This window comes from Pseudomonas sp. AF32 (assembly GCF_022342325.2).
GTDB lineage: Bacteria > Pseudomonadota > Gammaproteobacteria > Pseudomonadales > Pseudomonadaceae > Aquipseudomonas > Aquipseudomonas uvaldensis.
This window is the reverse complement of record NZ_RQJK02000022.1, coordinates 22,849-49,109: the sequence shown is the minus strand read 5'-3', so window position 1 is coordinate 49,109 and position 26,261 is coordinate 22,849. Positions and strand designations below refer to the sequence as shown.

Below are 26,261 nucleotides of genomic sequence, written 5' to 3'. Positions count from 1 at the left end.
GTCACCGCTGCAATGAAAGCCCAAGCCCGCCATATCCTGGTGAAAACCGCCGAAGAAGCCGAACAGCTCAAGCAACGCATCGCCAAGGGCGAAGCCTTCGACGTGCTGGCAAAGAAATACTCCACCTGCCCCTCCGGCAAGCGCGGTGGCGATCTGGGTGAAATTCGGCCAGGGCAGATGGTCGGCGCGATCGATGCAGTGATCTTCAAGAAGCCGTTGCGGGTGGTGCATGGGCCGATCAAGAGCAAGTTCGGGTATCACCTGGTGCAGGTGTTTTACCGGGACTAACTGACGGGCCAAGCCCTTGTGGGCGCGAGCCTGCTCGCGATAGCGGTGTATCAGCCGATACTCATGGTGGCTGATCTGGCGCTATCGCGAGCAAGCTCGCTCCCACAGGTTGTGGGGTGTTTCCATTATCTGGGGATCAACGCCCCCGGCATCTGGATCACCCGGCTCGCCAGCCGATGCCCGGCCTCGGCGGCCTCTGCCGGACTGCCCCCCAATAAGCGGCTCGCCAGGTACGCAGCGCTGAACGAATCCCCCGCCGCGGTCGTATCCACCACGCGTTCGACCCGTTGGGCGGGAATCTCATAGGACAGCCCATCGCAACGGATCAGGCAGGCTTCGGCGCCGCGCTTGAGCACCACTTCCGGCGTGCCGAACGACGCATACGCCGCGAACACCGCGTCGCAGTCGGCATGGCCAAACAGAGCCTGTTCGTCGTCCACCGTCAGCAGGGCCAGTTCCACGTACGGCAAGACACTGCGATAGGCCGCGCGGGCCGCGTCCACCGAGGCCCAGAGCCTGGGTCGATAGTTGTTGTCGAACACCACTTGGGCTCCCCGTCGCCGCGCCTGGATCAGGACTTCAATGAGCCTGGCCCGCCCCTGCTCGCCGAGTACCGCCAGGGTTATGCCGCTGAAATACAGCACGTCGTAGTCCGGCAACGCCGCCAGGATCGGCGCGGCCGCCGGCGTGGTGAAGCAATCGCGCACTGCCGCTTCGTTGCGCCAGTACAGGAACCGCCGCTCGCCTGCCGCGTCGGTCTGGATGCAGTACAAGCCCGGCAAACGTCCGGGCAAGCGCTGAACCCGGTCCAATCCGATATTTTCCGCCGCCCAGCTCTGGCACATGGCATCGCTGAAACTGTCATCGCCCAGGGCAGTGACGTAATCCACCGAGCCTTTGTCGCCCAGGGCACGGGACAGGTACACCGCCGTGTTCAGGGTGTCGCCGCCGAAGCTCTGTTGCAGGCTGCCGTCGGCGCGTTGTTGCAGTTCGATCATGCATTCGCCGATCAGGGCGATGCGGGGTTTGGGAGCGTTCATGGGGGCGTCCTGATGGTTCTTTAGTGTCTGGCAGGTCGCTATCGCGAGCAGGCTCGCTCCCACAGGGTTCGTGGCGGTCACAGAAAATGTGTTCGTAGCCAATCCAGTGTGGGAGCGAGCCTGCTCGCGATTGCTGCGACTCGGTCTCAAGCCTTAAAAACAAGTCTCCATGCTCTCGACCACCCGCAACTGCTCATCCACCAGGCAACCCACCCGCCATTTGTCGAAGGTCAAACACGGGTGGGAAGTACCGAACGCAATGATGTCGCCCACCCGTAGCTCGATACCCGGCGCCACGTTCATGAACGCATGCTGGTCCATCACGGCCGTCACCTTGCAGCCGTTCAGGTCATCGCCCATCACCCCCTCAGCCCCCGCCTTGTAGCGCTTGAGTGGCACCGGCAGCCCGGCGTCGTAGGCTACGTCGCGCTTGCCCAGGGCGATCACTGCAAAGCCCGGCTCCGGCAGCGATTGCACGTGGGCCCAGACTTCCAGGGCCGGGCGCAGGCCTTCGTGCAGGTCGCTGCGGCGCTCCAGCACGCAGCACTGGGCCTCCTTGTAGATGCCATGGTCGTGGGCCACGTAACTGCCAGGGCGCAGCACGCTGAGAAAGCGTCCGTGGGCGTTCTGGGCTTCGAAGGATTCGGCGATCAGGTCGTACCAGGCCGACCCCGAGGCGGTGATGATCGGTTTGGCGATAGCGAAGGCGCCGGCATCCTGCAACTGTACCGCCAGGCGCACCAGGGAAGCGGCGAACGCACGAATCCCGCTGATGGCGTGGTCACCGTGGATCACCCCCTCATAACCTTCGATACCCGTCAACGCCAGGGCCGGTTGCGCCCGGACGGCTTCAGCCAGGGCCAATACCTCGGCCTCGGTCCGGCACCCGCAACGACCGCCGACCACGCCGTACTCGATCATCACGTTCAGCCGAACACCCCGAGAAGCGAAGTACGCGCCCAGGTCCGCAACGTTGTCCGGATGATCCACCATGCAATGGAATTCGAATGTCGGATCGGCCAGCAAATCGGCGATCAACGCCATGTTCGGCGTTCCCACCAATTGGTTGGCCATTAGCACCCGGCGCACACCATGGGCGTAGGCGGCACGGGTCTGCACCGCCGTGGCCAGGGTCAGGCCCCAGGCCCCGGCATCGAGTTGCCGGCGAAACAGCGCCGGGGTCATGCTGGTCTTGCCGTGGGGTGCCAGCTCGGCACCGCTGTCGCTGACAAATTTTTGCATCCAGCGGATGTTGTGCTCCAACGCCTCGCGGTGCAGCACCAGGGCCGGCAGGCTGACGTCCCGCAGCAAGTGTTGGCCGGCGGTGGCGGCGCCCTTTTCTACGGCAGCGGCATGAATGGCAGTGGACATGTTCGAACTCCTCACACGGCCGCAGGCAGCCGTGACGGTTTATTCATTGATGCGACGGGCCAGGTTGTTGGCGCTTTCGATCAGCACCCGGCGATAGTCGGCGTAATTGTTCCTGGCGTCGGCCCGAGGGGCGACGATGCACAGGGTCGCGATGGCCACGCCGTCCGGGTCTTTGACCGGTGCGGCGAAGCAGTGGGTGAAGGTGTCGGCCACGCTGTCGAAGGAGAAAAAGCCATCGACACCGGCCTGGCGGATTTCCTTGAGGAACTGCTCCATAGGCAGGCGCTCACCGTCCGGCAGAATGAAGTCATCAGGGTCGATCAGATCGACGATCTGTTGATCACTCAAGTGCGCCAGCAAGAGGCGACCGGAGGCCGTCCAGGGGATCGGCGCGTTTTCGCCGATGTCCGAGGAAATGCGAAAATGCCGCTCGCCCTCCTTCATCAAGGCCACCGTGTACTTGCGCCCGTTGAGCAGGCACATCTGGGCGGTTTCCCGGGTCTGGCTGACGATTTCCTGCAAGGCATGATCGGCCTCGCGGCTCAGGTCGAAATGCCGCAGGTGCGCCTGCCCGAGAAAGTACAACTGGCGGCCCAAGTAGACATGGCCGTCCTTGCCCACCGGTTCGAGGATGCGCCGCTCCAGCAGCGACGCCACCAGTTCGTAGACCGTGGACTTGGGGCTACCGATGCCGCTGGCGATATCATTCGGGCGCAGCGGCTGGCCGATTTCCTTGAGGAAATCGAGGATATCGAACGCCCGATCCAGTCCTCGGGCCCGGCGCTTGATGGTGTCTTCGGTCATGTCTTGGGTTCCCATTCAGTTGGCCCGGAGTTTAACCAGACAGTTGTGGCGCCTGGTAGATCGCTATCGCGGGCAAGCCTTGCTCCCACAGGTAAAATACTTGCGCTTATGGGAGTAAGCCTGCTCCCACAGGCACAGCTTGATCTGTAGGAGCAAGGCTTGCCCGCGATGGGCCTCACTTTTTCTTGTAGGCAATGCAATCGATCTCAACCTTGCAATCGACCATCATGCTGGCCTGCACACAAGCCCGGGCCGGAGCGTGTTCCGGGCTAAAGTATTCGCCGAACACCTTGTTGAAGCTCCAGAAATCCCGCGGATCGTCCAGCCACACGCCGCAACGCACGACGTCCTCCAGGCCGTAGCCGGCCTCTTCGAGGATGGCGATCAGGTTCTTCATGGTCTGGTGCGTCTGCTCGACGATCCCCCCGGCAATGATCTCGCCATCCACCGCCGGCACTTGGCCGGACACATGCAACCAGCCGTCGGCCTCCACCGCGCGGGCGAATGGGCGAGGCTGACCGCCGCCTGCGGTGCTGCCGGTGCCGTAGCGCGTAATACTCATGGGTGTTTCTCCTTGTCGAATGGGATTAAAAACGAGTGTTCTTGAGAAATTCCGCCAAGCGCGGGGATTGCGGGCGCTCGAACAATGCTTTCGGTGGCCCCTGCTCCTCGATGCGCCCCTGGTTCATGAATACGATCTTGTCGGACACCTCGAAGGCGAAGCGCATCTCGTGGGTCACCAGCAGCATCGTCATGCCGTCTTCGGCCAGGCCCTTGATCACGTTCAGGACCTCGCCCACCAGTTCCGGATCGAGGGCCGAGGTCACTTCATCGAACAGCATCAGGCTGGGGTTCATGGCAATCGCTCGGGCAATCGCCACCCGCTGTTGCTGGCCGCCGGACAACTGACCGGGAAAATGATCGCGACGTTCCAGCAGGCCGACCCGCTCCAGCCATTTCTCGGCCAGGGCCACCGCTTCGTCCTTGTGCAGTTTTTTCACCTTGAGCAAGCCCAGGGTGACGTTCTGCAACGCGGTCAGGTGGGGAAACAGGTTGAATTGCTGGAAGGCCATGCCGGTCATGGCCCGGTGCCGGGCGATGACCTTTTCGGCGTGGCGCACGCGCTTGCCATCGACCTCGTCATAGCCGATGGACTCGCCGTCGAGCACGATCTGGCCGCCCTGGAATTCTTCCAGCATGTTCACGCAGCGCAGCAGCGTGGTCTTGCCCGAGCCGCTGGAGCCGATCAGCGTGACCACGTTGCCGCGCTGCATGCTCAGGTCCACACCCTTGAGCACTTCCAGTGGGCCGTATTGTTTGCGCAGACCGCGAATGTCCAGCAGCGGTCGGGCGTTGGTGGAAGTCGAAACGTCAGTCATGGCAAGGCCACCCGCTTTTCAATGTGCCGACCGAGCAATTCGATGGCGTAATTGATGATGAAAAAGAGAAACCCGGCGAACAGATAGAACTCCAGGGTCATGAAGGTCCGGGCGATGATCTGTTGGGTGCTGAGCAGCAGCTCGGCGACGCCGATCACCGACAGCAGGGTCGACGCCTTGACGATCTCGGTGGAGGAATTGACCCAGGTCGGCAGGATCTGCCGCAGGGCCTGGGGCAACAGCACATAACCCAATGCCTGGTAAAAGGTCAGGCCGATGGCCTGGCTGGCTTCCATCTGCCCACGCGGCAACGCCTGCAAGGCACCGCGCACGATCTCGGCCACGTGGGAACCGCAGAACAGCGTCAGGCCCAGGACACCAGCCTGGAACGCGCCGATCTGCCAGCCCAGCGCTGGCGCCATGTAGAAGCAGGCCAGCACCAGCACGAACACCGGTGTACCGCGAATCAGGTCGACATAGAAGCGAAACGGCGCGCGCATCCAGGTCCTGCCGTACGTCAGCACCAATCCGGCGACCAGACCGATCAAGGTGCCCAGCAAAATCGCCAATACCGAACACTGCACACTGGTGAGGAATCCGGCCCACAGGGTGTCCCGGGCGACCCACAACTCATGCAACCAACTGGGGGATTCGTACATGGGACGCTCCTAACGGCGGATTGCCAGGAGCTGCTCGAAATACCGCAACACCATGGCAATGAGGTAACAGGCCACAACATACAGGGCCGTGGTCACCAACCAGGTTTCGATCACCCGGTAGCTCTCCACGTTGATCTTGCGGGCGTAGTAGGTCAGCTCCGGCACGGCAATCGCCGCCGCCAGGGAGGTGTCCTTGAACAGCGAAATGAAGTTGTTCGACAAGGCCGGCAGCACGTTGCGCAGCATCACCGGCACGGTGATATAGGCTTTGACCTGCCACTCGCCCAGGCCGATGGCCAGCCCCGCCTCGCGCTGGCCCTTGTGGATGCTCAGCAACCCGCCGCGGAACACTTCGGTCAGGTAGGCCCCGGCGTACAGCGAGAGCGTGATGACGAACGACGGCAGCTTGTCCAGGCGAATACCCAGGCTCGGCAAGGCGAAGTAGATCAACAGAATCAACACCAGGATCGGCGTATTGCGGATCACCGTGACGTACACCGACGCGGCGGCCCGCAGGAGCCGATGCTTGCTGAGCAGCGCGAACGCCATCGCCAGGCCGATCACGCAACCGATGGCGATCGACACCAGCGCCAGGGAAAGCCCCAGGCCGAGTCCCGCCAGCAAGGTGTCGAAATCGCGCCAGACGGCGGCAAAGTTCAACTGATAATTCATGGTCGACAGTACCTTCGACGGGGCGCCTCACAGCGGCGCCCCGGGCTCACGGGGTCATTTGTATTCGACAGGGAAACCGATCGCCGGCGACGGCAGCTCCACGCCGAACCATTGCTTGAACGACGCGGCATAGGTGGGGAATTCCACGCCGGTCATGGCTTCATGCAAGGTGGTGTTGACGAAGTTCAGCCAGTCCTGGTCGCCGCGCTTGACCGCGCAGGCGTAGGTCTGCGGGCTCCAGGCGTAGGCCGGGCTGCGGTAACGGCCGGGGTTCTGCACCATCAGGTACTTGACCGAGGATTGGTCGGTGGCGGCGGCATCGGCGCGCCCGGAGTTCACGGCCTGATACATCAGGTCGACGCTGTCGTACTGGTCGACCTTGGCTTTGGGCAGCGCCTGATGCACCAATTCTTCGGCGTAGACGTTCTGCAGAACCGCCACGGTGACACTGTCACCGGTGGCCCTGAGGTCTTCGATTTCCTTGTATTTGCTGTTGGCGGGCAGCAGCAGGCCGACGCCTTCGCGGTAGTACGGCAAGGTGAAGGCCACTTGCTGGGCGCGGCTGGCGGTGACGGTGATGAACTGGCAACTGATGTCGACCTTGTCGGTCAGCAGGTTGGGGATGCGTGCGTCGGAGGACTGCACCACGAACTCGACTTTCTCCGGGTCATTGAACAGCCCCTTGGCGACCATCCGCGCTATATCGATATCGAAACCCTGCAACTTGCCATCCGCTCCCTGGAAGTGCCACGGCGCATTGGTGCTGCCCGTGCCCACAATCAATTTCCCGCGTTGCAGCACACTGTCCAGTTTGCTGTCGGCCGCCTCGGCGACACCCATGGCAGCCGTCGTGGCCGCGAAGAGAAAAACACACGCTTTGAACAAGGAAGGTCGGCGATGCATGGCAAGCACTCCAGGATGGGTTTTATTCCGCTATACCGGAACTAGGTATGTAACAACGGAATAGACAGCAGAAAGTGTGCCACAGGATCGGAGCCTCTGGGGGAGGAAAAAGGAAAGTGAATGAAATCAGGAGGATGGAAAATCCGAGGTGTTTCCGGCGTTCGCGGGCCGCACCCAGGTTGCTACCGTTGGCTACGAGTGGGCGTGTCACCAGGCCCCAAATCGGAACCGCGATGTGCACCCTGTGGGGGCGAACCTGCTCGTGATGGCGTCAGGTCAGCCTTATCTTCATTGGCTGACACTCCGCTATCGCGAGCAGGCTCGCTCCCACAATGGTTTGGCGGTGTTCGGGCTATTTTCGCTTGTAACTCTTGCTGCCACCCGGCGTCAGGCAATAAACCCCGCCCCGCGGTCCCACGCAGTAATTGCCACTGCCGCATTGGCAGCCTTCAGAGGATTTGAGCAACGACTGCGGCGGGGCTTCATTGCGAAGCCCCAGCGTAGCGGAACAGGATTTTTTCGAAGCGCTGATGGAGCCGTCGTTGCAAAGAAAGGTGTCGCCATCACACCCGGCGATCCCACCTTTGCGTCCAGAGCAGGGTTGGTTGGCCGCCAGGGTCGAAGTACCGAGCGCCAACAGCAAGATCGCGACACCGACGCGAAGAGAACCGGACATTCCATGTAGATTCATGACAGCTTCCCGGCTGAAAAGTAGCCTTATGCTATCACTGCATATCGCCTACATCTAGCGCCCGCAAAACCTCACCCTGGACAACATCCGCAGATCCCCGTCGCGGTAATAGTCATCAGTCCAACTGTCATCCGTGGCCAACGGTCTGACCTGCTTGAGAGCGAGTTTTTTCGCAAAGTAGCGAAACCGGTAATGCTCGTAGAACCGCAGCAGTTCCAGCCCGTAGCGGTCGGCCAGGTCGGTGTCGCCCTGGATGATGAGGTAGTTCTCGTCGTTACCGCTGCTGGCCGCGGCACTCAGGTTGTGGCTGCCGCTGATGATGGTCGGCGTGTCGCTGGTGAAGTCGGTGACGATGGCCTTGGTGTGCACCAGCAGGTTGCCTTTCTGGCCTTTCATGTTTTCCCTGAGCCAGCCTTCCAGACCGGTGTTGAGCAGCGCCGTGGCGGCGAATTCCGCGGTGCGGTCGGCATGGAAACCGGTGATGCGGCTGGTGGTGTTTTGCAGGCCGTAGCGCAGGACGTCGTCGTGGGGCTTGCCGAGCAAGGCGTCGAGGATCTGGTCAGGCAGGACAAATGCAGTGACGAACAGCAGATCCTTGCGGGCGCCGTTGATGATGTCGACGAAGCGGTCCAGGTCGCCCTCTCCCGTGCGCGGCGAGAATCCAGCGAACAACGGCTGTTCCGGCTTCATGGGGTTGTTGCGATTGAGCCATTCACGGGTGGCATCGACATCGCCGGGGGTCGCCCAGATTTGTTCGAAGACCTGGTGATAGCTGTCGCTCACCCTGGGATCGTCCAGTACATGAACGACATTCGCCTGGCGGTAGACGCCGTTGGCGGTGAAGTTGGTGCTGCCGCACAAGACGGCCTCGGGCTGTAGCGCCCCGGCGCCATCGACTTTGCTCAGGACGATGAACTTGTCGTGGAAAATATTGTGGGTCACCCGTCCGCGCTTGTTGGCGGCCGGCAGCTTTTCAAGGCTGGCTTCGTTGCGCAACGTGGTGTCGTCGCCCGGCTCGGCGTGGTACAGCACCCGCACCTGTGCACCACGGGTGAACGCAGCATTCACCGCATCGACGATCACTGGCAGCTCGTACTCGTAGATGGCGATATCCAGGGCCCAGGAGGCATCCAGCGCCCGGTCGATGAAACCGATCACGCGCCCCAGCAGGCCGTTTTCCAGCCAACGGCGTGGCGCATCGGGCCAGTCATCGATGGAGAGGTGCTTGTTGGCACTGATCAACGCATCCAGCTCGGGAAACTTGCGTTGGAACGCCTGGCTGGCGGCCACGGCACGATTGAAGATCACCCGCTGGTCGGCCGGCTGGCCGTCGTCGCTGGTGACCGTAACCTCCAGGGATTCCCCCAATTGCGGCGCATCCGGGCTGCCATAAGCCAGGTGCACGCGGTAGTGAAGGGTCACGCCGGGATTGACGGCATAGTCGGCCCAGCGAAATTTCTGCAACGGTGCCTTATCGCTGGGCGTGGCGTGGAACTGGGGAAAGGTGTGGGCCTTATCGGGGAAGGTCAGGCTGTTGAACAGGAACAGCCACGGCTTGTCGCCCTGTTGTTTTTCGATGGCAAAGCCCAGCAAGCCCTTGCGCCGGTGTTCGGCCAGGTCCATGGCCAACAGCACGCCATTGGTGCCGGCGTAGGCCTTGACCCGGAAATCGTCCTGGGGGTTGGTGACGAGGGTGCGCATGGTTCACTCCTTGTGAGGGCTGGCTGAGCATAGTGTAGTGATCCAACTTCAGTATGCAGATCCGGGACCGAGGTGATGCCAATCGCGAGCAGGCTCGCTCCCACAGGGGGAGCTGGTGTCCGGCAGTTATGTGTTCACCACACATCCACTGTGAGAGCGAGCCTGCTCGCGATTGGGCCTTGGCAGTCAATACAAGCCTCAACCCGGCAACTCTTCATCGATATGCCGATACTCAGCCTGCAACTGCCCCGCCAACTGCCGGGCCCGGCCCAACCGGATCGGACCACGCTCGATGTCGATCAGCAGGCACGGGCAATCGAGAGGCGACAACGAAAGCTCCTCTCTTACACGCCCGTCCGTCATCACCAGCACCCGCTGCTGCTCCGTCGGGAAACGCTTGCGTCGGGCAGCCAACCAGTGTCGGGCCTCGTTCAACGCCGCCAGCAACGGCGTACCACCACCGGCGCCCAGATCATCGAGCCAATTCCGCAACCCGGTTGAGGCCTTGGGTCCTTGCACCTGCCAGGTCGGGGCAACGCCACTGGCCTTGAGCAGTGCCAACCGGGCGCGCTGTCGATAAGCGTTGTCGAACAGTTGCGCCAGCAGGCCCTTGCCATCGCTCAAGGCCCGATGACGACGGGTCGAAGCCGAGGCATCCACGACCACCAGCCACAGTTCATGGGGCGAACGGTGGCGCTCCTCCAAACGCAGGTCTTTACGCTGGCGCGGACGCCCGTTGAGCAAGGTCGCCGGCCAATTCACCGTGCCGCTGGCCGCCGCTTTACCGCGCCCCTGGCGTCCCTGGCCCAACTGTCCCGCCCGGGGCCTGGCATCCGCCCCCTCGGGCGAACGGGGGCGGATGCCTAAGGCTTTTTTGGCCAGATCGGCACGTCGCGCCGGGCACCGGTCGGCAGCGCAGGGGCCGGCAGATCCCCCCACTGCCCCTGGCCTTCCATCGGCTCCGAAGCCGTTTCGGCCGTGGTCGGGGCCTGGGACGGTGCCGGTGCCGGTGCCGGTGCGGGCATCGAATGGCCACGCTTGCGGTGACGCAAGGCAAATTCGGCCACGGCGTCGATGTCTTCAGCGTCGATGGCGTCGGCACCGCGCCATGCGGCATGAGCCCGAGCAGCCCGCAGCCAGACCAGATCGGCACGCAAACCGTCGACGCCGGCAGCGAAACAACGCTCGGTGATCTGCCCCAGTGAAACATCGTCCAGGGCGATGGCGGGCAACCGGTCGCGGGCTCGCTGGCAACGCTCGCGCAACTGTTGCTGAGCCAGCGACCACTCGGCACAGAACGCCACCGGATCGCTGTCGAAATCCAGCCGCCGACGAATGATCTGTCCACGCTCGGCCGGCGCGGTATGGCCGTCGAGGGCCACGTTCAGGCCGAAACGGTCGAGCAGTTGCGGGCGCAATTCGCCCTCTTCCGGGTTCATCGTGCCGATCAACACGAAACGTGCCGGATGCCGGTGGGAAATGCCATCGCGCTCGATCAGGTTGACGCCACTGGCCGCCACATCCAACAGCAGGTCCACCAGATGATCGGGCAGCAGGTTCACCTCATCGACGTACAGCACGCCACCGTCGGCCTTGGCCAGCACGCCGGGGGAAAACTGCGCGCGCCCTTCCCCCAGCGCCGCGTCGAGATCGAGCGTACCCACCAGCCGCTCTTCAGTGGCGCCCAAGGGCAAGGTAACGAATTGCCCGCTCGCCAGCAGATCCGCCAGGCCCCGGGCCAATGTCGACTTGGCCATGCCCCGCGGGCCCTCGATCAGCACGCCGCCGATTTTAGGGTCGATAGCGGCCAGGCACAGGGCCAGTTTCAGCGGGTCGGCGCCGACCACGGCGGATAGAGGGAAATGGGGGGGATGGGTCATGTTGTTCTCTCGAAGGTGGTCGGTAACATCAGTGTGAACAGAGTAACTGTGGCAAGGGTATTGCGGTGTCTGGTTAACCATCTTCCTCGATATCCAACAACAGATTCTCGAGCGCCTCGCGATACCCCCCCGGATCCTGCCACATCCCCCGCTGCTGGGCTTCGAGCATGCGCTCGGTCATGTCCCGCAGTGCGTCGGGATTGTGTTGGCGAACAAAGTCCCGAGTATCGGGGTCGAGCAGGTAGGCATCGGCCAGCAAGGCGTACTGGTGATCGTCGATCAATTGGGTGGTGGCGTCGAACGCAAACAGGTTGTCCACCGTCGCCGCCAGTTCGAACGCACCTTTATAGCCGTGGCGCTTGACCCCGTCGATCCACTTGGGGTTGGCCGCACGGGAGCGGATGACCCGGTTGAGTTCTTCTTTCAAGGTCCGAACCTTCGGCAGATCCGGCTGGCTGTGATCGCCGTGGTAACTGGCCGCCGCTGCGCCGCTGAGGGTTTCCACGGCCGCCAGCATGCCGCCCTGGAATTGGTAGTAATCATTGGAGTCGAGCAGGTCGTGCTCGCGGTTGTCCTGGTTCTGCAAGACCGCTTGCACCTGGCTCAGGCGCCGGGAGAACGATTCACGGGCGGCGGTGCCTTCATCGCTGCCGCCATAGGCGTAACCGCCCCAGTTAAGGTAGACCTCGGCCAGGTCTTCGCGGCTCTGCCACAGGCGTCCGTCGACCGCGCCCTGTACGCCTGCGCCGTAGGCGCCGGGCTTGGCGCCGAAGATCCGCCAACCGGCCTGACGGGCCGCCGCATCCGGCTCAAGGCCCGACGCCAACAACGCCTCACGCTCGCTGCGCACCTTGGCTGCCAGCGGGTTCATGTCATCCGGCTCATCGAGGGCGGCGACGGCCTGTACCGCCGCGTCGAACAACCGGATCAGGTTGGCGAAGGCGTCCCGGAAGAACCCGGACACCCGCAATGTCACATCGACCCGAGGCCGGTCCAGCAGGCTCAACGGCAGGATTTCGAAATCATCGACCCGCTGGCTGCCCGTGGCCCACACGGGACGCACGCCCATCAGTGCCATGGCCTGGGCAATGTCGTCGCCACCGGTGCGCATGGTGGCGGTGCCCCATACCGAGAGGCCAAGCTGGCGCAGGTGATCGCCGTGGTCCTGCAAATGCCGTTCAAGTATCAGGTTCGCCGACTGGAAACCGATGCGCCACGCCGTGGTGGTGGGCAGGTTGCGCACGTCCACCGAGAAGAAATTGCGTCCGGTGGGCAGCACGTCCAGGCGTCCTCGACTCGGCGCTCCACTTGGGCCGGCCGGTACGAAGCGACCGCTCAGCGCATCGAGCAGGCCACGCATTTCCGCCGGGCCGCAGGCGTCCAGACGAGGGGCCACGACGGATCGCAGGTGCTCGACGATGCAGCCCACCGCCCCCCACCCCGGTGCATGCAATTGCTCGACCTCGCCCGCCAGGGCCTGCTCGATCAACTGCCCGGCGAACAATTCCAGGCGCTCCCGGGTATCGCCCAGGGTGCGCCAAGGTTCATCGCTGACCCGCCGCAAGGCCTCGGGACAGGCCCCGTTCCAGGGCTCGGCCAATGCACAATCCAGCGGATCGAAACTCAGCTCGAACGCCTTGGCCAGCGCCCGCAACAAACTCGATTGCGCGCCCTTGCCATCCCCCCGGGGAATGCGCAGCAACGCCAGCAAGGTGTCGATGCGCAGCCGGCCAGTGGGGGATTCACCGAGGATGTGCAGGCCATCGCGGATCTGCGACTCTTTCAGGTCACACAGGTAAGTGTCCAGGCGCGGCAGCCACACCGCCGCATCAGTGTCGCCGTCCAGTTCAAGTTCGCGGTCGATATGGGTTTCGCGCACCAGATCGAGGATGTCCCGCTGCAATTCCCGGGCACGGCGAGGGTCGAGCAATTGTGCTTCGTAGTATTCGTCGGCCAGCAGCTCGAGATTGCGCAACGGTCCGTAGGTTTCGGCCCGGGTCAATGGCGGCATCAGGTGGTCGATGATCACCGCCTGGGTCCGCCGCTTGGCCTGGGCGCCCTCGCCCGGATCGTTGACGATGAAGGGATAGATATTCGGCAGCGGCCCCAGCAACGCATCCGGCCAGCAGCTTTCCGACAACCCGACGCCCTTGCCCGGCAACCATTCGAGGTTGCCGTGCTTGCCGACATGAATCACGCCATGGGCACCGTAGGCATGGCGCAACCAGAAATAGAACGCCAGGTAACCGTGAGGCGGCACCAGGTCCGGGTCGTGATACACCGCGCTCGGATCGATCTGATAACCCCGGGCCGGTTGGATACCTACGAAGGTCAGGCCCAGGCGCAGGCCGGCAATCATCAGGCACCCCTCGCGGAACATCGGATCCTGCTCGGGACCGCCCCAGCGTTCGAATACGGCTCGGCGGTTGGCCTCGGGCAGTGCGTCGAACATCGCCCGGTAAGCCTCCAGTGTCAGACTCTGGTGACAAGGCCGCAGGTCGAGGCTGTCCAGATCGTTGCTGACACCGCCGAGTAGCTGCTGGATCAACGCAGTCCCGCTGGGAGGTAATTCGGCCGGCAGCGGATAGCCCTCCGCCTGCAAGGCCCGCAGAATGTTCAACGCTGCTGCGGGGGTGTCCAGGCCCACCCCGTTGCCGATGCGCCCGTCCCGGGTCGGGTAGTTGGCGAGGACCAGCGCCACACGTTTCTCTGCGTTGGGCAGGCGCGCCAGGGTGGTCCAGCGCCGGGCCAGTTCGGCGACGAAATCCATGCGCTCGGCGGCCGCCCGGTAACAGACCACGTCGCTCTGGCTGCGCTCGCTGCGCCAGGCCAGGTCCTTGAAGCTGATGGGGCGACTGATGATCCGTCCGTCCAGCTCCGGCAGGGCAATGTGCATGGCCAGGTCTCGCGGCCCCAACCCCTGATCACTGGCGCGCCAACCGGGCTCGTTGTCCTGGGCGCAGATGGCCTGGATCACCGGGATGTTACGGCGGAACGGGCGCAGGTGCGGCGCTTCGGGACTGGACTGGGCGAATCCGGTGGTGTTGAGGATCACCCCGGCCTCGGCCTCGTCCAGCCAGTCCTCGACCTGTGCCAGACAACCGGGCTCCTTGAGGCTGGCGACGGCCATCGGCAAGGGATTGAGCCCGGCCGCTTGCAGGCGCTGGCAGAACACGTCGATGAACGCGGTATTCGCCGCTTGCAAGTGAGAGCGATAGAACAGCACCGCCGCCACTGTTTGATCGGCCTGCCAGTCGGCTCGCCAATCGTCCAGGGTGGCGCTGGTGTTGTCCGGGTGGTAGATGGCTGTGCGCGGCAGGGTTTGCGGTTCACCCCAAGGGTAATCGCGGCCGAACCATTGGCTGGCGAGCTGATGGAACAGGTCAAGGGCGTTGCCCAGACCGCCCTGGCGCAGGTACTGCCAGAGCCGGTCGCGGTCGGCGGCGGGCACGTTGCTCAAATCACTGAGTTCCGGGTCCGGCCGGTCGTCCCCCGGCACCAGGATCAGTTTCACGCCACGCCCGGCCAGTTCCATCAGGCGTTCGATGCCGTAGCGCCAATAGCCGATGCCGCCATGCAGCGACAACAGGATCACTTTGGCGTGACGCAATACGTCTTCGAAATACAGGTCCACCGACGCGTGGTTCTGCACCTGCATCGGGTTGGCAAGACGGAATTGGGGATAGTCGTCCGGCAACTGCCGCGCCGCTTCGGCCAACAGCGCCAGACTGCTGTCGCCGCTGCACAGGATCACCAGCTCGGCGGGGGTTTGCCCCAGGTCGGCGATGTTGTCATCCGACACGAAACCGCCGGGCTGGGTCCTGAGCAGGTGCATGGCTCAGGCGCTGAGGGCGGCGCGCAGTTGCGCTTCAAGTTGAGTGGCGTCCAGGGTCTGGCCGATCAGCACCAGACGGGTGACGCGCGCTTCTTCGGCGCCCCACTGGCGATCGAAATGCTTGTCGAAGCGCGTGCCCACCCCCTGGATCAACAGGCGCATCGGCTTGTTCGGGATCGCCGCGAACCCCTTGACCCGCAGCACGTTGTGCTGGACCACCAGTTGGGTCAGTGCGTCCAGCAGCAGGCTTTCGTCGGCCTGGGGCAGTTCGATGGAAATGGAATCGAAGGCGTCATGGTCGTGGTCGTCATCGTCGCCGTCATGGTGATGATCGTGGTGACTGTGACGGCTGTCGATGTGCTCTTCGGAGCCGGCGCCCAGGCCGATCAGCACGTCCAACGGAAGGCGACCGCTGCTGGCTTCGATGACCTTGACTGCCGGCGGCAGCTCCTCGGCGACTTCCAGGCGTACTTTCGCCAGATCGTCCGGGCTGATGAGGTCAGCCTTGTTGAGAATCACCAGGTCGGCGCTGGCCAGTTGGTCGGCGAACAGTTCATGCAAGGGCGATTCGTGGTCCAGGTTCGGGTCGAGCTTGCGCTGGGCATCCACCTGGTCCGGGAAGGCGGCGAACGTGCCTGCGGCCACGGCCGGGCTGTCGACCACGGTGATCACTGCGTCGACGGTGCAGGCACTGCGGATTTCCGGCCACTGGAAAGCCTGGACCAGCGGCTTGGGCAGCGCCAGCCCGGAGGTCTCGATGAGGATATGGTCGAGGTCGCCACGGCGTGCGACCAACTCACGCATCACCGGGAAGAACTCTTCCTGCACCGTGCAGCACAGGCAGCCGTTGGCCAGTTCATAGACGCGACCGCTGGCTTCTTCCTCGGTGCAGCCGATGGAACATTGCTTGAGGATCTCGCCGTCAATGCCCAGCTCACCGAACTCGTTGACGATGACGGCGATACGCCGGCCCTGGGCGTTGTCGAGCATGTGCCGCAGCAAGGTGGTCTTACCCGAGCCGAGGAAACCGGTAACGATGGTGACGGGGAGCTTGGCCAGTGTTTTCATCGGATGCCCTTTGGCAAGGTGGCGGGCAAACGGGACGACAACCGCTGGCACAGACATGCGCGGAAGATTTCGCCACCGGATCACCCCGCCCGGTTGTCGTAAGAATTCTGTTTCGAGGCAGGTCTCCTGGCTGACGGCGGGCCGGTCCGGCTTTTCATCCAAAGCCTGGACTGGCGTTTGCTGCGCCTTCCCGTGTGCCCTTGATCAGGCATCTACAGTGGCCTTGCAGCAACATCACCGTTCACAGTTGCGGGGGCAGCCGCGGCTTGGACCGCGTTCCCTTCTTAGCTTCGACGCTGTGTCGAAGAACCTCGAAGGCGCAAGGCTACGCAGGGTATGGGGGCGGGTCAATGTCTTCGCGTTCTGTGGTGTCTGTGCCGACCTCATCGCGAGCAGGCTCGCTCCCACAATTAATCTCGTCGCAGACAACATTCATGTTCAACACAGATCAACTGTGGGAGCGAGCCTGCTCGCGATGGCCGCGACTCGGTTTCAGCCTCTAATTGACGCCCCGCCCCCGCCCATGCTCTCCTGTGCGCTTGTTATGGGTGCCCTTCACAGGGTGAAACGGGAAACCGGTGAATCGTGTGCTTTACTCCAAGGCCACGTCAGTCCGGTGCTGCCCCCGCAACGGTAAGCGAGCGAAGCGTCTGAGCCACTGTGTCCGATGACATGGGAAGGTGACGCTTGCAGGCAAGGCGCAGGCCCTGCCCCTCGCGAGCCCGGAGACCGGCCCATGACTCAAACACTGACAAACCCGCGGTGGGCGGGCGCTGTTCGAATTCTGGCGGGCTTTCGCCCGGGATTTCATTGCGCTCGACTCACCCACTGGACAACAACAGAGGGAAGCGCCATGTCGACCATCAGCAGCACCGCCCGCTCCGCCAGCAGCACCAGCACCCTGAGCCAACGCCTGAGCGCGGCCATCCTTGCCTCGATCATGGGCGCGGCGCTGGTGTATTTCGCCGGTTTCTCACACATCGAAGCGGTGCACAACGCCGCCCACGACACCCGCCACAGCGCCGCCTTTCCCTGCCACTGAGATCTGACGCCATGTTCAAGCGAATCGCCCGGACCGCCGGTTTCAGCGGATTGCTGGCCGCCCTGCTGCTGACGCTCCTGCAGAGTCTTTGGGTGTCGCCGCTGATTCTGCAGGCCGAAACCTACGAAAAAGCGCCGGCCGTCGAAGTCCATCAGCACGCCGACGGTGTTGCCCACACCCACGATGCCGAAGCCTGGGAACCGGAAGATGGTTGGCAACGCGTGCTCTCCACCACCGGCGGTAATCTGGTGGTCGCGGTGGGTTTCGCCCTGATGCTGGCGGGCCTGTACGCCTTGCGCGCGCCGACCCGCACGTCCCAGGGCTTGCTTTGGGGCCTGGCCGGCTATGCCACCTTCGTCCTGGCGCCGACCCTCGGCCTGCCACCGGAGCTCCCCGGCACAGCCGCTGCCGACCTGGCTCAGCGGCAGATGTGGTGGATCGGCACCGCGGCGTCCACGGCGGTGGGTATCGCCCTGATTGCGTTCGGCAGGCATGGCTTGCTCAAGCTGCTGGGCCTGGCGACCCTGGTGGTGCCCCACGTGATCGGCGCACCGCAACCGGAAGTTCACTCGATGCTGGCGCCCGAAGCGCTTGAAAGCCAGTTCAAGATCGCCTCGCAACTGACCAACATTGCGTTCTGGCTGGCCCTGGGCCTGATCAGCGCCTGGCTGTTCCGCCGTGGCGACCCGGCTCATCACGGCGCGTGAGCCACATTCTGGTGGCGGGTCTTGGCTGTCGCCGGGGTTGCTCCGCCGAGACGTTGCGGGCCCTGCTTGAGCAAACGCTGCGGGCCCACGGCATTGAGCTGAATGAACTGCGGGCCCTGGCGAGTATCGACCTCAAGCGCAACGAGCCGGGCCTGCTGCAACTGGCCGAACAACTGGAACTGCCGCTGATCTGCTTCAGCGCCGTCCAACTGGCGGGTTATGATCAACGGCTCAGCCACCGCTCCCAGAGCACATTCGAACGCACCGGCTGCTACGGCGTTGCCGAAAGCGCGGCGCTGGCCCTGGCCGAGCAGTTGGGCTCCCCACCCGCCACGCTGCGGATTCCCCGCCAGAAAAGCCCTCAGGCGACGCTGGCATTGGCGGTCAGCTGTTAAAAACCGATAATCGCCCTCCCTGGATCATGAGCGCTTCTCATCCAGGCGTCGCCCACCCTCTTTCAGGAACCGGTCATGACCGTTTACTTCATCGGCGCCGGCCCCGGCGATCCGGAACTGATCACCGTCAAAGGCCAGCGCCTGATTCGCAGTTGTCCGGTGATCATCTATGCCGGCTCCCTGGTGCCGGAGGCCGTCCTTGACGGTCACAGTGCCGAACGGGTGATCAACAGCGCCGAACTGCACCTGGAACAGATCATCGAGTTGATCAGCAGCGCCCATCTCAAGGGCCAGGACGTGGCCCGCGTGCATTCTGGCGATCCGAGCCTGTACGGCGCCATTGGCGAGCAGATTCGCTGCCTGCGGGAACTGGATATCCCCTTCGAGATCATCCCCGGCGTCACCGCCACTTCCGCCTGCGCCGCCCTGCTGGGTACCGAACTGACGTTGCCGGACGTGTCCCAGAGCGTGATTCTCACCCGCTATGCCGACAAAACCGTCATGCCCGCCGGAGAAGAACTGTGCAGCCTCGCGCAGCATGGCGCGACAATGGCGATTCACCTGGGGGTCAATCACCTGGAAAAAATCGTCGAGGAGTTACTGCCCCACTACGGCGCGGATTGTCCGATTGCCGTGATTCACCGAGCCACCTGGCCGGATCAGGATTGGGCGATGGGTACGCTGGCCGACATCGCGGCACGGGTGCAGGCCAAGGGCTTTCGCCGCACGGCGCTGATTCTGGTGGGACGGGTATTGGGCAATGACGTGTTCAGCGAATCGTCGCTGTACCGCGCCGGACATGCGCATCTCTACAGGCCTTGAGACCTGCTCGCGAAAGCGGTGGGCCAGCTTGCATCAATGTCGAATGTGCCGCCGTCATCGCGAGCAGGCTCGCTCCCACAAGGGGTCCCCGGGTGTTCAAGGTTCTGCATCCAGCATAAACCTGTGGGAGCGAGTAGCCGTCAGTAGTAGGCGTTTTCTTTCTGGGTGTGGTCGGTCACATCGCGCACGCCCTTGAGCTCCGGAATACGCTCAAGCAAGGTGCGTTCGATGCCTTCCTTCAGCGTAACGTCCGCCTGGCCGCAGCCCTGGCAGCCACCGCCGAACTGGAGCACGGCGATGCCGTCGTCCACCACATCAATCAGCGAAACCTGCCCGCCGTGGCTGGCCAGCCCCGGGTTGATTTCGGTTTGCAGGTAATAGTTGATGCGCTCGTTGATCGGGCTGTCGGCATTGACCATCGGCACCTTGGCGTTCGGGGCCTTGATGGTCAGTTGGCCGCCCATGCGATCGGTGGCGTAGTCGACCACCGCGTCGTCCAGGAAAGCTTCGCTGAACGAGTCGATGTATGCGGTGAAGCTCTTGAGCCCCAGGGCGGTGTCTTCGGGTTTCTCTTCCCCCGGCTTGCAGTAGGCAATGCACGTCTCCGCGTACTGGGTGCCAGGCTGGGTGATGAAGATGCGGATCCCGATACCCGGGGTGTTCTGCTTGGACAGCAGGTCGGCCAGGTAATCGTGGGCGGCGTCGGTAATGGTAATGGCGGTCATGGAAACTCCTCGCAGGCTTGCCGGCAGTTTACGCCAAATCAGGGCGCCGGACAAAGTCCCAGTATTTTTGTCAGGAAAGCCGATCAAAGGTTCTGATAGCGATTCATATCCAACACACCCGCCTCCAGGGGCTCGGTTTCCTGGATGTACCGGCTCAGATCATGGAAGTACTGCCAGAACTGCGGGTGGCTGCGCCGGATGCCCCAGCGCTCGACAATCCGCTCGAAGGCTTGACTCTCCTCGGCTTTTCCCATGGCATCGACAAACGCCGGGACCTGCCCGGCCGGGATGTTGAACATGAAATTCGGGTAACTGCTGAGTACGCCCGGGTATACCGTCAGGGTGTCCAGCCCCGGCTGGTAACGCATCGCTTCGCCCAGCAGGAAGGCTACGTTGCTGTGGGCCCGGTTGCGCAGCAAGCTGTAGACCTCGCGCCGGCCGCCAGCGGTTTCGATACGCAGCAGGGTGGCCTCGGGCAAGTGGTGTATCACGCCAAGCCCGGCGGCCGGCCGTGATACCAGGCGACTGAGGGCCTGTTCGGCATTCTGCAGCGCAGGATCGATGTTCGGGCGCGAGCAATAGGCCCCTTCGCAACGGTTGATCGGATCGGGTCGCGCATTGAGCTCCCCGTAGCGAAGCAGCAATTGCCTGGCGAAATCACGCTTGGGATCCTGCTCATCGAGCTTGAGGGCGGTCGGCTTATCGTTGTCGATGTCCTCGTAATCCAACCACATCTTGAACTTGCCGCCGGACTGATACCAGTCATCGAGGTAGCCCTGCCGTGAATCGGCCGGCATCAGGCGCAGGAAATTCAGTTCCGCGCCATTTCGGATCAGGTCGAAGTACAGCCGGGTCTGGGCCTGGTGGGAGACATTGCCGAAGACATCGAAATTGCCCGCCAATTGGTAGTAAGTGCGCTCCAGCAACGGGAAATCGAACAGCCACATGGTCTGCGGCACGTCGCCGATCAGCCCCTTGGTAACCGAGGCGCTGTCGAAGTGCCGGAAAATGCTCAACAGCGCGTTGTCGTTTCCGGCCCACAGGGTCGACCAACTCGGTGCCGGCAGCTCGGCGTAGTTGTCCCGGCGCAAGGCTTCGTACTCGTTGCGCTTGTCGCGGTAATCGAGCCACAAGCTGACGACACTGCCCACGTCGTCGTTCTGCCCCGGCATCGCCAGCAGGGGCGTGGCCTGGCCGCGATAGTTCGGGTCGGTAATGTAGAGATCATGTTCGGGGGCCTGGAACAGCGCCCAGAAATTGTCGCGAATCACATCCGTGGCAATCTGGCCCCGGCACACCGGGCCGCGAATGAAAGTGCGGACAAAATACTCGGCATTGTCGAGCATGAACTGATAACGGGCCTGGGCCGGGATCGCCTCGAACGTGGAGAACGGATTGGACCGCCGCTCCGGGCCGTAGCCCGGCAATGCCGTGACTTGCCAATTGCCCTTGTAGAACAGGCTCTTGACCCGCGCCATTTTGGCCGCGCTCAAGCCATAGGTGATGTGGGTCTTGTGCACAATCACCCCTTGCACCGGCCAGAGCCGGTAATAGAAGCGGGTGCCGGGGTCGTCGTTCGGGCGGCGGGTATTGATCAGGTCGATGGGCTGGCCGGTGGGCGTACGCGAACGCACCCACTGGAAGAAATGCCCTGGCTCGCCGTCCTTGAAGTAGATATGCGCCAGGAACCAATGCTCGAACAACCAGCGGGCGACCAGACTTTCCCGAGCGCCAGGGGCATTGAGCAGGTTTTCCCACTGCACCACCTGCAAGGCTTCGGCAGCGCTCGGAGCAAGGGCCTGCTGGTCGATGGGGGCGCCGGCGGCCAGCCAGCGCTGCAGGGTCTGGTATTGTTGGTCGGTCAGGCCGGTGACGGCCAGGGGCATGCCTTCCCTGGGATGCGCGGCGGCATATTCAGCGAATTGCCCTGGCATCGCGCAGCTGTTTTCCCGATCCAGCCCCAATACGATGTCTTCCGGCAATTTGGCGTTGGGCTGTAGCGGCGTGCTGTGCCCCAGCTCCAGCATCTGCGCCATCAGTGCCGCCTGGCTGCCCTGGGCATCGAGTACGGAATAAAAGCCCTTTTGCTGCCAGGCACGCTTACCGGAAGCGTCATAGAACAAGCGCGTCGGAGCGGCCGCCTGGCGCCGCTCGCCGTCGTACACCGACAGCTTGCTGGCGCCCCGGGTCGCGCCCTCACCGCTGCCCAGGTTCAACTGGCAAGCGGAGTCATAGCAAGCGTGGCAGGCCACACACTTCTCGGTAAAGATCGGTTGGATGTCGCGAGTATAGGACAGCGCCTGGGCGGGATCCTTTGCGGCTGCGTGAAAAGACAACAGCAGCAACAGACTGCCGAATAAGACGCGGTACGGCATGTCTCGATCCTTAAGCGTGAATCCGGCGATTCTACCGGGCCAGCACGCCGATGCAAACATGAGCGATATTCATGTAAAAGCTGCTCATGATCAAATCCTGCACAAGCTTGCTATCATTTCTGCCTTCGTAATGGCTTTTTCCGGGTAGTCCTCATGTCTGATCGCAGCGCTCGCCTCTATCTTCTCCAGCAAGCCCTCAAGGAACGCATCCTGATCCTCGACGGCGGCATGGGCACGATGATTCAGAGCTATAAGCTGGAAGAACAGGATTACCGGGGCAAACGCTTCGCCGACTGGCCGAGTGACGTCAAGGGTAACAACGACCTGCTGGTGCTGACCCGCCCCGACGTGATCGGCGCCATTGAAAAAGCCTACCTGGACGCTGGCGCCGACATCCTGGAAACCAACACCTTCAACGCGACCCAGGTGTCCCAGGCCGACTACGGCATGCAGGGCCTGGCCTATGAGCTGAACCTGGAAGGCGCACGCCTGGCCCGCAAGGTCGCCGACGCCAAGACCCTCGAAACCCCGGACAAGCCACGTTTTGTGGCCGGCGTGCTCGGCCCGACCAGCCGCACCTGCTCGCTGTCGCCGGACGTGAACAACCCTGGCTACCGCAACGTGACCTTCGATGAACTGGTGGAGAACTACACCGAGGGCACCAAGGGCCTGATCGAAGGCGGTGCGGACCTGATCCTGATCGAAACCATTTTCGACACGCTGAACGCCAAGGCGGCGATCTTTGCCGTGCAGGGCGTCTATGAAGAACTGGGCGTCGAGCTGCCGATCATGATCTCCGGCACCATCACCGACGCCTCCGGCCGAACCCTTTCGGGCCAGACCACCGAAGCGTTCTGGAACTCCGTGGCCCACGCCAAGCCGATTTCCGTCGGCCTGAACTGCGCGTTGGGTGCTCGCGAATTGCGCCCATACCTCGAAGAACTGTCGAACAAGGCCAGCACCCACGTCTCGGCGCACCCGAACGCCGGCCTGCCCAACGAATTCGGCGAGTACGACGAACTGCCGGCGGACACCGCCAAGGTCATCGAAGAATTTGCCCAGAGCGGCTTCCTGAACATCGTCGGTGGCTGCTGCGGCACCACCCCGGCGCACATCGAAGCCATCGCCAAGGCCGTGGCCGGCTATGCACCGCGGCAGATCCCCGAGATCCCCAGGGCTTGCCGCCTGTCGGGCCTGGAACCGTTCACCATCGATCGCAACTCGCTGTTCGTCAACGTCGGCGAGCGGACCAACATCACCGGCTCCGCCAAATTCGCCCGGTTGATCCGCGAGGACAACTACACCGAAGCACTGGAAGTGGCCCTGCAACAGGTCGAGGCCGGTGCGCAGGTGATCGACATCAACATGGACGAGGGCATGCTCGATTCGAAGAAGGCCATGGTGACCTTCCTCAATCTGATCGCCGGCGAACCGGACATCTCCCGTGTGCCGATCATGATCGACTCCTCGAAATGGGAGGTGATCGAAGCCGGTCTCAAATGCATTCAGGGCAAGGGCATCGTCAACTCCATCAGCATGAAGGAAGGCGTCGAGCAGTTCATCCATCACGCCAAGCTGTGCAAGCGCTACGGCGCCGCCGTGGTGGTGATGGCCTTCGACGAAGCCGGCCAGGCCGATACCGAGGCGCGCAAGAAGGAAATCTGCAAACGCTCCTACGACATTCTGGTCAATGAAGTCGGCTTCCCGCCAGAAGACATCATTTTCGACCCGAACATCTTCGCCGTCGCCACCGGTATCGAAGAGCACAACAACTATGCCGTGGACTTCATCAACGCCTGTGCCTATGTCCGCGACGAGCTGCCTTATGCGCTGACCTCCGGCGGCGTGTCCAACGTGTCGTTCTCGTTCCGGGGCAACAACCCGGTGCGCGAAGCGATTCACTCAGTCTTTTTGCTGTATGCAATCCGTGCGGGCCTGACCATGGGCATCGTCAACGCCGGCCAACTGGAGATCTACGACCAGATCCCGCAGGAACTGCGCGACGCCGTGGAAGACGTGATCCTCAACCGGACCCCGGAAGGCACCGATGCCCTCCTCGCCATCGCTGACAAGTACAAGGGCGACGGCGGCGTCAAGGAAGCGGAAACCGAGGAATGGCGCAACTGGGACGTCAACAAGCGCCTGGAACATGCGCTGGTCAAGGGCATCACCACGCACATCGTCGAAGACACCGAAGAGTCGCGCCTGTCCTTCGCCCGCCCGATCGAAGTGATCGAGGGACCATTGATGGCTGGCATGAACATCGTTGGCGACCTGTTCGGCGCCGGCAAAATGTTTCTGCCCCAAGTGGTCAAGTCCGCCCGCGTCATGAAGCAGGCCGTGGCCCACCTGATTCCGTTCATCGAAGCGGAAAAAGGCGACAAGCCGCAAGCCAAGGGCAAGATCCTGATGGCAACGGTCAAGGGTGACGTCCACGACATCGGCAAGAACATCGTCGGCGTGGTGCTGGGCTGCAACGGCTATGACATCGTCGACCTGGGCGTGATGGTGCCAGCGGAGAAGATCCTGCAAGTCGCCAAGGACGAGAAATGCGACATCATCGGCCTGTCCGGCCTGATCACTCCGTCCCTGGATGAAATGGTGCACGTGGCGCGCGAGATGCAGCGCCAGGACTTCCATCTGCCCCTGATGATCGGCGGCGCGACGACCTCCAAGGCCCACACGGCCGTCAAGATCGAACCCAAGTACAGCAATGACGCGGTGATCTACGTCACCGACGCCTCCCGCGCCGTAGGCGTGGCGACCCAGCTGCTGTCCAAGGAACTCAAGTCCGCGTTCGTCGAGAAGGCCCGTCAGGAATACGCTGACGTGCGCGAGCGCACCGCCAACCGCAGCGCCCGCACCGAGCGCCTGAGCTATCCGGCAGCGGTGGCCAAGAAACCACAGTTCGACTGGAGCAGCTACGAGCCGGTCAAGCCGACCTTCACCGGTACCCGGGTGCTGGACGACATCGATCTGGATGTCCTGGCCGACTACATCGACTGGACGCCGTTCTTCATTTCCTGGGACCTGGCGGGCAAGTTCCCACGCATCCTCACCGACGAGGTGGTGGGTGAAGCCGCTACCGCGCTGTACGAGGACGCCCGGGCGATGCTGCGCAAGCTCATCGATGAAAAGCTGATCAGCGCCCGCGCCGTGTTCGGTTTCTGGCCGGCCAACCAGGTGCACGACGACGATCTGGAAGTCTATGGCGAGGACGGCAAGCCCCTGGCGCGCCTGCATCACCTGCGCCAGCAGATCATCAAGACCGACGGCAAGCCTAATTTCTCCCTCGCCGATTTCGTCGCGCCGAAGGACAGCGGCGTGACCGACTACGTGGGCGGCTTCATCACCACCGCCGGCATCGGCGCCGAAGAAGTGGCCAAGGCCTACCAGGAGGCTGGTGACGACTACAACTCGATCATGGTCAAGGCCCTGGCCGACCGCCTGGCCGAAGCCTGCGCCGAATGGCTGCACCAGCAGGTGCGCAAGGACTATTGGGGCTACGCCAAGGACGAAAACCTGGACAACGAGGCTCTGATCAAGGAGCAATACACCGGCATCCGCCCTGCCCCTGGCTACCCGGCCTGCCCGGACCACACCGAGAAAGCCACCTTGTTCCGCCTGCTCGACCCCGAGGCCAGCGAACTGAAGGCCGGGCGCAGCGGCGTGTTCCTCACCGAGCACTACGCCATGTTCCCGGCGGCGGCGGTCAGCGGCTGGTACTTCGCCCATCCCCAGGCGCAGTATTTTGCCGTGGGCAAGATCGACAAGGACCAGGTCCAGAGCTACACCGGCCGCAAGGGCCAGGACCTGAGCGTGACCGAGCGCTGGCTGGCGCCTAACCTGGGTTACGACAGCTGATCCGGAAGATCGCGGCCGGCAACGGTCGCGATCTTTTTTC

At 63.1% G+C, this 26,261-nt stretch carries 22 protein-coding genes and 2 riboswitches; of the genes, 6 read left to right on the top strand and 16 right to left on the bottom strand.

Translation table 11 applies throughout. The features are described from left to right. Positions 1 to 12: 12 nt before the first annotated feature. On the top strand, positions 13 to 288 hold the full coding sequence (locus EGM97_RS20045) for a peptidylprolyl isomerase (protein ID WP_053154239.1): 276 nt from the start codon (positions 13 to 15) through the stop codon (positions 286 to 288). A gap of 125 nt (positions 289 to 413) precedes the next feature. On the opposite strand, the gene EGM97_RS20040 is transcribed toward EGM97_RS20045, so the two are convergent. From EGM97_RS20040 to cobW, 14 genes are all read right to left on the bottom strand, one after another. Next, positions 414 to 1,328, bottom strand: coding sequence for a sugar kinase (locus EGM97_RS20040; protein ID WP_238964368.1), 915 nt, complete (start codon positions 1,326 to 1,328; stop codon positions 414 to 416). Between the two features lie 153 nt (positions 1,329 to 1,481). Continuing rightward, positions 1,482 to 2,699 carry an amino acid deaminase gene (locus EGM97_RS20035; protein ID WP_238964367.1) on the bottom strand — a complete coding sequence of 406 codons (1,218 nt, stop codon included), beginning with the start codon at positions 2,697 to 2,699 and terminating at the stop codon, positions 1,482 to 1,484. Between the two features lie 39 nt (positions 2,700 to 2,738). Continuing rightward, positions 2,739 to 3,503, bottom strand: coding sequence for an IclR family transcriptional regulator (locus EGM97_RS20030; protein WP_238964366.1), 765 nt, complete (start codon positions 3,501 to 3,503; stop codon positions 2,739 to 2,741). Between the two features lie 175 nt (positions 3,504 to 3,678). Next, entirely contained in the window at positions 3,679 to 4,065 is a 387-nt protein-coding gene (locus tag EGM97_RS20025) for a RidA family protein (RefSeq protein ID WP_238964365.1), read from the bottom strand. A gap of 25 nt (positions 4,066 to 4,090) precedes the next feature. Beyond that, positions 4,091 to 4,882, bottom strand: a complete 792-nt coding sequence (locus EGM97_RS20020; protein WP_238964364.1) for an amino acid ABC transporter ATP-binding protein — start codon at positions 4,880 to 4,882, stop codon at positions 4,091 to 4,093. Further along, entirely contained in the window at positions 4,879 to 5,541 is a 663-nt protein-coding gene (locus EGM97_RS20015; protein ID WP_238964363.1) for an amino acid ABC transporter permease, read from the bottom strand. The genes EGM97_RS20020 and EGM97_RS20015 overlap by 4 nt, the downstream gene beginning before the upstream one ends. 9 nt (positions 5,542 to 5,550) lie before the next feature. Next, the gene (locus EGM97_RS20010; RefSeq protein WP_238964362.1) at positions 5,551 to 6,213 is read right to left on the bottom strand and encodes an amino acid ABC transporter permease; all 663 of its coding nucleotides are present in this window, start codon (positions 6,211 to 6,213) and stop codon (positions 5,551 to 5,553) included. A gap of 54 nt (positions 6,214 to 6,267) precedes the next feature. After that, positions 6,268 to 7,116, bottom strand: a complete 849-nt coding sequence (locus tag EGM97_RS20005; RefSeq protein WP_238964361.1) for a transporter substrate-binding domain-containing protein — start codon at positions 7,114 to 7,116, stop codon at positions 6,268 to 6,270. Between the two features lie 352 nt (positions 7,117 to 7,468). Further along, positions 7,469 to 7,792 carry a YdcA family protein gene (locus EGM97_RS20000; protein ID WP_477788839.1) on the bottom strand — a complete coding sequence of 108 codons (324 nt, stop codon included), beginning with the start codon at positions 7,790 to 7,792 and terminating at the stop codon, positions 7,469 to 7,471. 69 nt (positions 7,793 to 7,861) lie between these two features. Next, positions 7,862 to 9,508: a phospholipase D-like domain-containing protein gene (locus EGM97_RS19995; protein ID WP_238964359.1), complete on the bottom strand. Its 1,647-nt coding sequence runs from the start codon at positions 9,506 to 9,508 to the stop codon at positions 7,862 to 7,864. A gap of 198 nt (positions 9,509 to 9,706) precedes the next feature. Beyond that, positions 9,707 to 10,318: a vWA domain-containing protein gene (locus EGM97_RS19990; protein WP_238964358.1), complete on the bottom strand. Its 612-nt coding sequence runs from the start codon at positions 10,316 to 10,318 to the stop codon at positions 9,707 to 9,709. Positions 10,319 to 10,371: 53 nt separating this feature from the next. Continuing rightward, a complete protein-coding gene (locus EGM97_RS19985; RefSeq protein WP_238964357.1) occupies positions 10,372 to 11,388 on the bottom strand; it encodes a magnesium chelatase ATPase subunit I in 1,017 nt (338 codons plus the stop codon). A gap of 73 nt (positions 11,389 to 11,461) precedes the next feature. After that, positions 11,462 to 15,223 carry a cobaltochelatase subunit CobN gene (gene cobN / locus EGM97_RS19980; RefSeq protein WP_238964356.1) on the bottom strand — a complete coding sequence of 1,254 codons (3,762 nt, stop codon included), beginning with the start codon at positions 15,221 to 15,223 and terminating at the stop codon, positions 11,462 to 11,464. 3 nt (positions 15,224 to 15,226) lie between these two features. After that, positions 15,227 to 16,291, bottom strand: coding sequence for a cobalamin biosynthesis protein CobW (cobW, locus tag EGM97_RS19975; RefSeq protein WP_275300718.1), 1,065 nt, complete (start codon positions 16,289 to 16,291; stop codon positions 15,227 to 15,229). Positions 16,292 to 16,390: 99 nt separating this feature from the next. Beyond that, positions 16,391 to 16,620: riboswitch (cobalamin riboswitch) on the bottom strand. A 200-nt stretch (positions 16,621 to 16,820) separates the two neighbouring features. Next, positions 16,821 to 17,043: riboswitch (cobalamin riboswitch) on the top strand. A 101-nt stretch (positions 17,044 to 17,144) separates the two neighbouring features. On the opposite strand from cobW, the gene EGM97_RS19970 reads away from it, so the two are divergent. The 4 genes from EGM97_RS19970 to cobM all read left to right on the top strand — a co-directional run bounded on the left by EGM97_RS19970 (position 17,145) and on the right by cobM (position 19,257). Further along, a complete protein-coding gene (locus tag EGM97_RS19970; RefSeq protein ID WP_238964354.1) occupies positions 17,145 to 17,333 on the top strand; it encodes a CbtB domain-containing protein in 189 nt (62 codons plus the stop codon). An 11-nt stretch (positions 17,334 to 17,344) separates the two neighbouring features. Further along, on the top strand, positions 17,345 to 18,040 hold the full coding sequence (locus EGM97_RS19965) for a CbtA family protein (RefSeq protein WP_238964353.1): 696 nt from the start codon (positions 17,345 to 17,347) through the stop codon (positions 18,038 to 18,040). Beyond that, complete coding sequence (locus EGM97_RS19960) at positions 18,037 to 18,435, top strand: cobalamin biosynthesis protein (protein WP_238964352.1); 399 nt, start codon at positions 18,037 to 18,039, stop codon at positions 18,433 to 18,435. The genes EGM97_RS19965 and EGM97_RS19960 overlap by 4 nt, the downstream gene beginning before the upstream one ends. 75 nt (positions 18,436 to 18,510) lie before the next feature. Next, positions 18,511 to 19,257, top strand: a complete 747-nt coding sequence (gene cobM / locus EGM97_RS19955) for a precorrin-4 C(11)-methyltransferase (protein ID WP_238964351.1) — start codon at positions 18,511 to 18,513, stop codon at positions 19,255 to 19,257. A gap of 140 nt (positions 19,258 to 19,397) precedes the next feature. Here cobM and nfuA read toward each other — a convergent pair whose 3' ends face one another. Next, positions 19,398 to 19,982: a Fe-S biogenesis protein NfuA gene (gene nfuA / locus EGM97_RS19950; RefSeq protein ID WP_053154301.1), complete on the bottom strand. Its 585-nt coding sequence runs from the start codon at positions 19,980 to 19,982 to the stop codon at positions 19,398 to 19,400. 83 nt (positions 19,983 to 20,065) lie between these two features. Continuing rightward, on the bottom strand, positions 20,066 to 22,357 hold the full coding sequence (locus tag EGM97_RS19945; RefSeq protein ID WP_238964350.1) for a fatty acid cis/trans isomerase: 2,292 nt from the start codon (positions 22,355 to 22,357) through the stop codon (positions 20,066 to 20,068). 153 nt (positions 22,358 to 22,510) lie between these two features. Here EGM97_RS19945 and metH point away from each other — a divergent pair, with 153 nt between their 5' ends. Beyond that, positions 22,511 to 26,221 carry a methionine synthase gene (gene metH / locus EGM97_RS19940; protein WP_238964349.1) on the top strand — a complete coding sequence of 1,237 codons (3,711 nt, stop codon included), beginning with the start codon at positions 22,511 to 22,513 and terminating at the stop codon, positions 26,219 to 26,221. Positions 26,222 to 26,261: the final 40 nt, after the last annotated feature.